This window comes from Methylobacterium sp. CCH7-A2, assembly GCF_001557075.1.
Classification (GTDB): domain Bacteria; phylum Pseudomonadota; class Alphaproteobacteria; order Rhizobiales; family Beijerinckiaceae; genus Allobosea; species Allobosea massiliensis.
Genome location: NZ_LSKN01000276.1, coordinates 1 through 8,218 on the forward strand (window position 1 = coordinate 1; position 8,218 = coordinate 8,218).

6 protein-coding genes are annotated in these 8,218 nt (G+C 64.4%); 4 read left to right on the forward strand and 2 right to left on the reverse strand.

Translation table 11 applies throughout. The features are described 5' to 3' along the window. A partial coding sequence (locus AX750_RS26275; protein WP_156461021.1) for a hypothetical protein occupies positions 1 to 381 on the reverse strand: 381 nt, incomplete at its 3' end. A gap of 337 nt (positions 382 to 718) precedes the next feature. Between AX750_RS26275 and istA the strand changes: the two genes are divergently transcribed. The 4 genes from istA to AX750_RS20180 all read left to right on the forward strand — a co-directional run bounded on the left by istA (position 719) and on the right by AX750_RS20180 (position 7,625). Then, positions 719 to 2,191, forward strand: coding sequence for an IS21 family transposase (gene istA, locus AX750_RS20160; RefSeq protein ID WP_245282476.1), 1,473 nt, complete (start codon positions 719 to 721; stop codon positions 2,189 to 2,191). Continuing rightward, complete coding sequence (istB, locus tag AX750_RS20165; protein WP_066720174.1) at positions 2,188 to 3,033, forward strand: IS21-like element helper ATPase IstB; 846 nt, start codon at positions 2,188 to 2,190, stop codon at positions 3,031 to 3,033. The genes istA and istB overlap by 4 nt, the downstream gene beginning before the upstream one ends. Positions 3,034 to 3,493: 460 nt before the next feature. After that, positions 3,494 to 3,907 (forward strand): hypothetical protein, encoded by a 414-nt coding sequence (locus AX750_RS20170; RefSeq protein ID WP_066720177.1) that lies wholly within the window; start codon positions 3,494 to 3,496, stop codon positions 3,905 to 3,907. A 1,111-nt stretch (positions 3,908 to 5,018) separates the two neighbouring features. Continuing rightward, entirely contained in the window at positions 5,019 to 7,625 is a 2,607-nt protein-coding gene (locus AX750_RS20180) for a MobA/MobL family protein (RefSeq protein ID WP_066720182.1), read from the forward strand. 182 nt (positions 7,626 to 7,807) lie between these two features. Here AX750_RS20180 and AX750_RS20185 read toward each other — a convergent pair. Then, the coding region (locus AX750_RS20185) for a hypothetical protein (RefSeq protein WP_210173045.1) at positions 7,808 to 8,218 on the reverse strand (411 nt) is incomplete at its 5' end.

Genomic DNA, 8,218 nt, shown 5'->3' on the forward strand with positions numbered 1-8,218 from the left:
CGCGGTTCGCGCGATGTCGCGGCGGGCCGAATGGCGCGATCGTTCGCGCGCCGGCTGGGCATGCTTCCCCATTGCTTTCTCAGCGGCCGCGATGATTGCAGTCGAGGTCCGCATTCCGACATCGCCCTGGAGGACATCCAGTTGTGCCGCGATCAAGCTGTCGACGAGCTCGCGAACGTGTTCGTCCCGAAACAGCGGCTTATGGTGACAGTCATAACGCGGGTCGTATCGGTCACTGAGGCAGTCCTGATAGAGCTCCTTCAGATCTCCCAGGATCGTGAGGGTATCGATGGCGGTGCCCTGGCCGGCGATGATCAAGGCACAAGCCTGCTTATGCAGCGCACGGTTCTGGTCAGCCAACCTTTCCAGACGTGACACCATTGCAGCTCGCTCCTCGTTACTCAGGACGCAGTTCACCATCGACGCCGGCATGGATTGCCAGCCCCGTCTCTCGAACCGGGTTGTTTCTTGAATGCGGAGCCCTCTCAGCGGCTCATGCGACGCGACAATCACGATGCGAGTTGCGCGACAATCAAGGTGAGAATCGTCGGGGGGCGCGGCAGCGCAGGGCGTAGCCCGTAGCTGTCGCGCCCCCCCGACGAAGGCGAGCTTCTTGCGGAGCATCGTCGCTGATGATCGCGGCCGGCCGGCTGTCGCAGACTGTCTCCTCACATGGAGGAGACCTTGCGTGCCCGGCCGCCACGTCACCGATCACCAGATGAGGCTCTTCATGAAGTTCCGACAGAACGACGTTGTCGCGATCGCGGCGGCGAAGGCCGGGTTCAGCACCGCGACAGGATATCGGATATCGGGCGATCCAGGCCTTCCCTCGCAAAGCGACAGGCTGCGTGGTCGCCGTAGGCCCGACCCCCTTGCGTTGATCTTCGACGATGAGATCGTGCCGCTGCTGCGCTCGGCGCCGGGCCTTCGCCCGATCGGCATCTTCGAGGAGATGCGGCGGCGCCATCCCGATCTCGACCCCGGCGTCCGGCGCACGATGGAGCGCCGCATCCGCGCCTGGCGCGCCATCCATGGCCCGGAGCAGGAAATCATCTTCCGGCAGATCCACGAGCCCGGCCGGATGGGATTGTCGGACTTCACCGACATGGCCGATCTCGGCGTCAGCGTCGCCGGCGTCGCGCTGGATCATCGACTTTACCACTTCCGGCTCGTCTGGTCGGGCTTCGAGCAGGCGCATGTGATCCTGGGCGGGGAAAGCTACGTCGCGCTGGCCGAGGGCTTGCAGAATGCGCTGTGGGCTTTGGGAGGCAGTCCCACCGAGCATCGCAGCGACAGCCTGTCGGCCGCGTTCTGCAATCTCGACGCCGATGCCAGGACCGATCTGACGCGGCGCTACGACGCTTTGTGCGCCCATTACGGCATGACGCCGACGCGCAATAATCGCGGTGTCGCCCACGAGAACGGTTCGGTCGAGAGCGCTCACGGCCATCTGAAAGCCGCGATCCGCGACGCCCTGCTGCTGCGCACCAGCGCCGACTTCGACGACCTTGCCGGATATCGGCGCTTCATCGATGAGACCGTCGCCGCCAAGAATCGTCGCAATGCCGCCCGCATCGACGCCGAACGCGGCCATCTCCAGATGCTGCCGGATCGCCGGACCTGCGATTACGAGGAGACGATCGTCACCGTCACCTCGAGCAGCGGCTTCACCTTGAGGAAAGTATTCTACTCCGTCCCGTCCCGACTGATCGGACACAGGCTGCGGGTCCGGCTCTATGACGACCGGCTCGACGTGTTCATCGGCGGCACCAAGTTGATGACGCTGCTGCGCGGCCGATCATACGGCAATGGCAAGCATGGCCATGTCGTCGATTATCGCCATGTGATCCACGCCTTGCGCCGCAAGCCGATGGCCCTCCTCAACCTGGTCTATCGCGACCGGCTGTTCCCGCGCGAGGCCTATCGGCGCACCTTCGATCGCCTCGTCGAACGATTGCCCGAGCGCGTCGCCTGCCGGACCATGGTCGATCTGCTCGCCCTGGCGCATGAGCGCGCCTGTGAAGCCGAGCTCGCCGAAATCCTGACATCCATGCTGACGGCTGGCGGCCTTCCCGACATGGCGGCCTTGCGCAGACGCTTTGCGCCGGATCCTGCCGCGCTGCCGGTGGTGACCATCGAACTCGTCCCGCTCGCCGTCTATGACGTGCTGTTGTCGGGAGCCGCGGCATGACACCGGTCACTCACCCGATCGACGCACAGAGGCTGGCTCTCATCCTCAACGACCTGCGTCTGCCCGCCATCAAGCTGAACTGGCCCGATATCGCCCAGCGCGCCGACAAGGAGGGCTGGCCCGCCGCCCGCTTCCTGGCGGCGCTCGCCGAGCACGAGATCGCCGAACGGGACCGGCGGCGTATCGAGCGTCATCTCGGCGAGGCGCGCCTTCCGCCCGGCAAAACCCTGGACAGCTTCGCCTTCGACGCCGTGCCGATGATCTCGCGCGCCCAGGTCATGGCGATCTGCTCCGGCGACGGCTGGCTCGAGAAGGGCGCGAACCTGATCCTGTTCGGCCCGCCCGGCGGCGGTAAAAGCCATCTGGCCGCGGCGATCGGCCTCGCGCTGATCGAGAATGGCTGGCGCGTGCTGTTCACCCGCACCTCCGACCTCGTCCAGAAGCTGCAGGTCGCGCGCCGGGAACTCTCCCTGGAAGCGGCCATCGCCCGGCTCGACAAGTACCACCTGCTGATCCTCGACGATCTCGCCTATGTCGCCAAGGATCAGGCCGAGACGTCCGTCCTGTTCGAGCTGATCAGCGCCCGATATGAGCGTCGATCGACGCTCATCACCGCCAATCAGCCCTTCGGCGAATGGAATCGGATCTTCCCGGACCCTGCCATGACGCTCGCCGCCGTCGACCGGCTCGTCCATCACGCCACGATCTTCGAGATGAACGTCGAGAGCTACCGGCGCCGAGCCGCCGTCCAGCGGCGCACCGGAGCAGGCAGGCCGCCGACCTACGCGACAATCAAGACCATCGACCAAGCGCCGGCGGGAGACGAGCAGCCATCCGGCTGACCTTGCCAGCGACAATCAAAAGCACCAATCTCAACCCGCCGCGACAATCAGTTCTCATCCTGATTGACGCGCCGCTCGCATCCAGATCGTCGCGCTATAGGCTCACGCGTAAAATCGGCCAAGCCCGCTGATCGTCAACCGAAATATCGCTCGTGTTCCACATTTTCACATTTTGCGAATCGTAGCGTTCAAAATGCGCAGTCGGCTGCGTCGCTTTCCAATGATATGCAAGTCGGTTTGCGCGTTCCTTGTGTGAAAATGTGGTACACTTTAGCCCTCTTGGCGGCATTGGAACCTGTCGCAGCGAGATGATCACGAATACGCAGCAACGTCGCTTCGCCTTGGGTTGGTCTTGTCTCAGCTGCTGATATCACTTGGCTGTAACGGCGATACGAGGGCTTGGCCGAGTTGATCAGAGCCATGATTGGTCGGTTGCTGAGGAGATACGCGGTTCGTCGTGATGCCTCTCGACGTGATTTCTGGTTGGGCTCATCGCCAGTCAACGCGTCTGGTTGAACAGGATGCCATCGGCGAGATCGTTGAGAGGTTCGACGGCGAACCTTGGAGCCGTGATGCCAACATGCCCGTCAACTCCACCCTGCGCTCAATCTCGCCGTTCAGGCATTCCAACGAGTTCATTCCGCCCCATCACGCGGCGCTCGGGCGCTGGCTATTTCAGGGTCTGCAGGTCCGCGTCTCACTGATCAAGTCGTCAACCGAACGGCGGGAAATGTCTGGCTACCTGGAGCCGTTGATCAGGCAAGTGGGCGCGTTCCCACCATGTCACGAGCTAAGCAGCCCGGGTCAGGATAGGCCCCTACCTGACTCGCGCATCCGCGGATTGGGGGCGGTCGCGCGGGTCTTTCCGTCGTAGTGGCGATCGCTGTTGGACCTGGCCCAGCATTCGGGGCTCTTCTTACCAAAGATCATCGCCAATGAGCCGCCGACCTCTCACGGCACCAAGGGCTGTGAGGCAGAGCCGATTATCGTTCACGGAGAAGAGCAGAGGGCGGTAGCCCGGCGGCGCTCATCACCTGGCTGCAGCTGTCATAGGTATCGGAGCATCGCTGCCGGTCGGCGTTCGAGCCTGTCTACATGGCTGTGCCATCAACAAAGACACTCCCGACGGTGGGCGCCGATGCAGGGGCGACCGTGCCCGCCGGGCAGCAGACACTCTGCACCCCCAACGTAATGAGTGAGCATGATTTAGATGTGACATCTGCGATAAGAACATCGCTCGACGGCACATCCCGCGGAGCGCGGTGGCCGAGTGCACCCCTGAATCCGTGATTGCACCCCCGCTGACGCGGGGGTGCAATCACGACTCGGTATCGACTCGCGAACGCCTGCGGCTGGCAGACGGTCATTGAAGGTCGCACAGGCGGAGAAGATCAGGCGACTAGGCCAGGAATCGCGCCGTTTTGGCCCGATTCCTCCACGCTAACCCCCAGGAAAGAGAAGGCACGATATACAAAAGTGACGGAGCCTCGGCTCTCGCCTCGTTCCGATCACTTTCGTGGGCCCGCTGCCGCGCTCCCCTTGCTCTCTAAGGGGTCTGCCGACGGGCTCTGGACAGGCTTTCTCCGACCTGCGTATGCATCTCGAAACTGGCCTGAGCGGCCTCGTCCCGCGCGCTCCATGTGCCATGGATCGCGCCGCCCTCTCGGGTGGCTGCGGGTCGTTCGAGATGCCTCTCGGAGGCCGCGACGAGCCGCCATCCTCGACCGTTCCCGGTAACCACGCCAGCCCTCTCGTTCTGGCGATGGACCCCGGGAGCAAGTGGGATCAGCCCACCTTCGCGAGTTCCGTCTTGATCGACGCCGTGGATTGGACGATGCCGACCAGCGCCTCCAAGGACCATTGAGGGCCGACTTGAGTGCATCAGCCAACGTCACGCGACGGCAGCGCGGCCGTTTGACGACCCACGGATCGGGTTCATAATCGCGATTGGGCCCTATGAGCCCAGGATCGGGGATCAATCGCGCATGGCGAAGGCGCCCAAGGACATCGAGCTCGACCAAGGCAGGTCGGTCCTCGGCGCCGGCAACCAGACGCAGGTCGAGCGCCTGCTCAAGAAGGCGGCTGACAGGGCCGCCAAGGACGCCGAGCGCAAATGGGCGAAGGTTGGGCTCAATCCCCTCTCGCGGCATGCCAACACCCGGATGGGTGGCATAGAGAACGCGCTGACCAACGCCCTTGAGGGCGCACTGACCTTCCACAGCAACAACTCGGGCCCCAGGCCCTCGATCCGGATGACGGCGCCCGACACGGGTGGTCGGCCCTTCCACTTCGACCACACAGCCGTTTCGTCGCAAACGATCAACCTCAAGCCAGGCGCGACGGCCAGAGCCGCGCGCAAGGCCGGGAAGTTCGACGCGCGGCTGAAGCACCACACGAGCCGCAGCGGTGCCCACTTGCGCTACCTCGAGCGCGACGGCGCGGCCGAGATGATCGAGGCGGACCTGGAAGCAGCGGCCGGTATCCGGGCCGAGATCGAAGCGGCCGGCCGCGAGCGGAAGCCCGGTGGCATGCAGGAGTACCTCGAGGACCCGTCCAAGGACGAGGGCCTGCGGCGAACGGCCGACGGCAAGCCGCCAACCGCCCTGGTCTTCTCCTATGGAACGCCCGACATGGGCGAGACGCTGGAGCAGCGCGTCGCTTTCTGGGACTTGGCCGAGGAACACGCCAGGGGCGAAAGCGGGACGATCCAGCACCGGCTCATCATGGAGCTGCCGCACGAGGCGACGCCCGAGGACCGCCTGGCGATCATGAAGGGCTTCACGGCCAAGTTCGACGAGGACAGGGTGCCCTATTACGTTGTGCTGCATGCGCCGACGTCGAAGAACGACGACCGCAACTACCATGCCCATGTCGTGCTGCTGAACCGCCCAGCCTGGAAAGAACGCTGGCCCCAAGGCGGCAAAAGTCATAAGCGCCCGGATGGTCCGCTGGTCGACACTTGGAACTTCGCGGCCGTCGAAGAGTACCGCGACAAGCACGACAACTATCGAACCCACTACCCCAAAAGGAAGAAGGTCCTGCCGGATTACCGCGCGACCTTCGTCAAGGATCAGCGCAAGCGTTTCTCTGACATCGTCAACGAGCGGATGGCGGCCGTTGGGAACCCCGTGCGCTACGACCACCGCAGCTATAAGGCGATGGGCCTAGAAGTCGACGCGATGAAGTCGATCTCGCGGATCATCAAGGACAAGGCCAAGGCTGGCGAGCGAATCGTCTTGGACCACGCGCAGACCAAGCGCGACATCGAGGCGGAGATGCAGAGGATCGCCCGCGAGCGGGCGCCCGAGTACGCGGAGGTCTCGAAGGTGCGCGCAGCGGTGCGCGCCGGCGACTGTGAGCTGCGCCAACTCGAGAAGGAGGCGGCGTTCCTCCGCGGCAAGCCCATCCTCAAGCGCGGCGTCCACGCGGTGAAGACTGTGATCAAGCGCAAAGCGCTCGAATACGCGCGGACCAAGGCCCTGCACGTCGAGCGCACGATCGAGGCGATCCAGGAGATCCGCTCGCTCGAGCGAGTCGTCGAAGCGACGAGGCCCGTAGGCATCGCCCAGATCCACGCCAAGCTCAACGCAAGGCTCGATCAGGCGCGCAAGGAGGGCAACGAGGCGGAGGTCGAGCGCCTCAAGACCGAGATCAAGGCCGTCCCGGAGAAGGCGCTCACCTCCCTCCTGCACGGCGTCGCCAAGGGCGAGGTCGAGCGCCTCAAAGCGCGCGAGCAGCGCGCGAGCGCCTCGCGCCTCGCCCGCGTGCGCAGCGCGGTCCAGGCGTGGCGCCAGGCAGCTCTAGGGCGCACAGCGAACCTCGACCCTGCCGCGACGGGAGCCACCGTCGAGATTCCCGGGGTCGCCGTCCGCGGCCAACCCCAGGAGCAACCAGCACCCGAGGCAAAGCCTCGCGAGCACCCGATGTGGGCGGCCTACGAGTCCGCCGTCGGCGACCTGTTCAAGACCGACTTCGAGAAGTACATGTTCGGCGTGATGAAGCGTTACGGGCAGTTCATCATCGACAACGCCGACGTGAACGTGCCCGGCAGGACGGCCGAGGACCTCGCCGCCAAGCTCGTCGAAGCCGTCAAGCAGCACCCGGCCAAGGCCGAGGAGCTCATCATGTCCTACGACAACGGTCGCAAGATGCAGCGGCTGGACTTCCCGACGAGACAGGGGGCACAGACCGCGCAGGAGCAACCCACGCCGACCTTCAAGAGGGGGCGGGTCCCGCAGCCCAAGCCCAGGTCCGTCAAGCCGCACCCGTTCGACCTGAAGCCTTTGCCGGCCGAACAGCCCCAACCGCAGAAGGCCGCCTCCGAACCACCTCTGCCACCGCTCGTCGCACCTACTGCACGCGTTGCGCAGCCCAAAGCCGCAGAAGGCGAGGCGATCCGGTTTGATCTTCCGCCGCTTTCTGATCAGGTCAGGCCGCGCGATGTTCAGGTGCAGTCGCAAGAGGGACGGCCAGAACGCGAGCCCTCTCCACCCGCTCCCCCGACCCATCAGGTCGAGCCGCCACGTCCCTCCAAGACCCGTCAGAAAGCGCGCCGGCGTGCGTTACTCGCTAGAAAAGCCATCGGCCGTTGACGCGCCTTTCGCCCGGGAGATAGTCGGTCATCGTCCGCCGGCCATTTGTGGTCACGGTTCTTGTTGAGCGCAGTATCTTCGCGATCGCCCCCATCCCCCAGACGGCAACCTGGGATTGGGAACGAAGCAGACTGCCACATGGGGCTCAGCCGCCTACCCCACCCGCTGCAATCGAATCGGTGTCAGCCGGGTCTTCCGGCCGGTGCGTCCGCCTGCGCCTTGAGTTCATTGGCGAGGTCGGTCAGGCCGAGCCGCTTCAGATAGTTGAGCACACGGCGGTGTTTGCGCCAGACGCCCTGACCGCCGTTCACCATCACACTCTTCAGGGCGGCTGCAAGCGTTGCCGACTGAAAGTTTAATCGAAGAGGAAACTCGCGTGCGAAGTTGAGGGTCCCCTGCGTCCGCACGCTGAGATTGCGCGTGCGGAGAGCCAAGGCCAGCATGGCGATGGCAGCTGGGTTGCCGACTTTAATGAAGGTATTTTCGCTTGCGTCCCAGACCGCAAACCTCGCGGCACAGACGTCGGATCGGTCGAAGGTGTCCAGCGACATTCGGAACTGCCCCCTTTCCGTCATGAAGAACTGACCCCCATG

Excerpts from the sequence above, each read along its gene's own strand:
- istA (WP_245282476.1), top strand. The coding sequence starts at position 719 with ATGAGGCTCTTCATGAAGTTCCGACAGAACGACGTTGTCGCGATCGCG.
- istB (WP_066720174.1), top strand. The coding sequence starts at position 2,188 with ATGACACCGGTCACTCACCCGATCGACGCACAGAGGCTGGCTCTCATC.
- AX750_RS20170 (WP_066720177.1), top strand. The coding sequence starts at position 3,494 with ATGCCTCTCGACGTGATTTCTGGTTGGGCTCATCGCCAGTCAACGCGT.
- AX750_RS20180 (WP_066720182.1), top strand. The coding sequence starts at position 5,019 with ATGGCGAAGGCGCCCAAGGACATCGAGCTCGACCAAGGCAGGTCGGTC.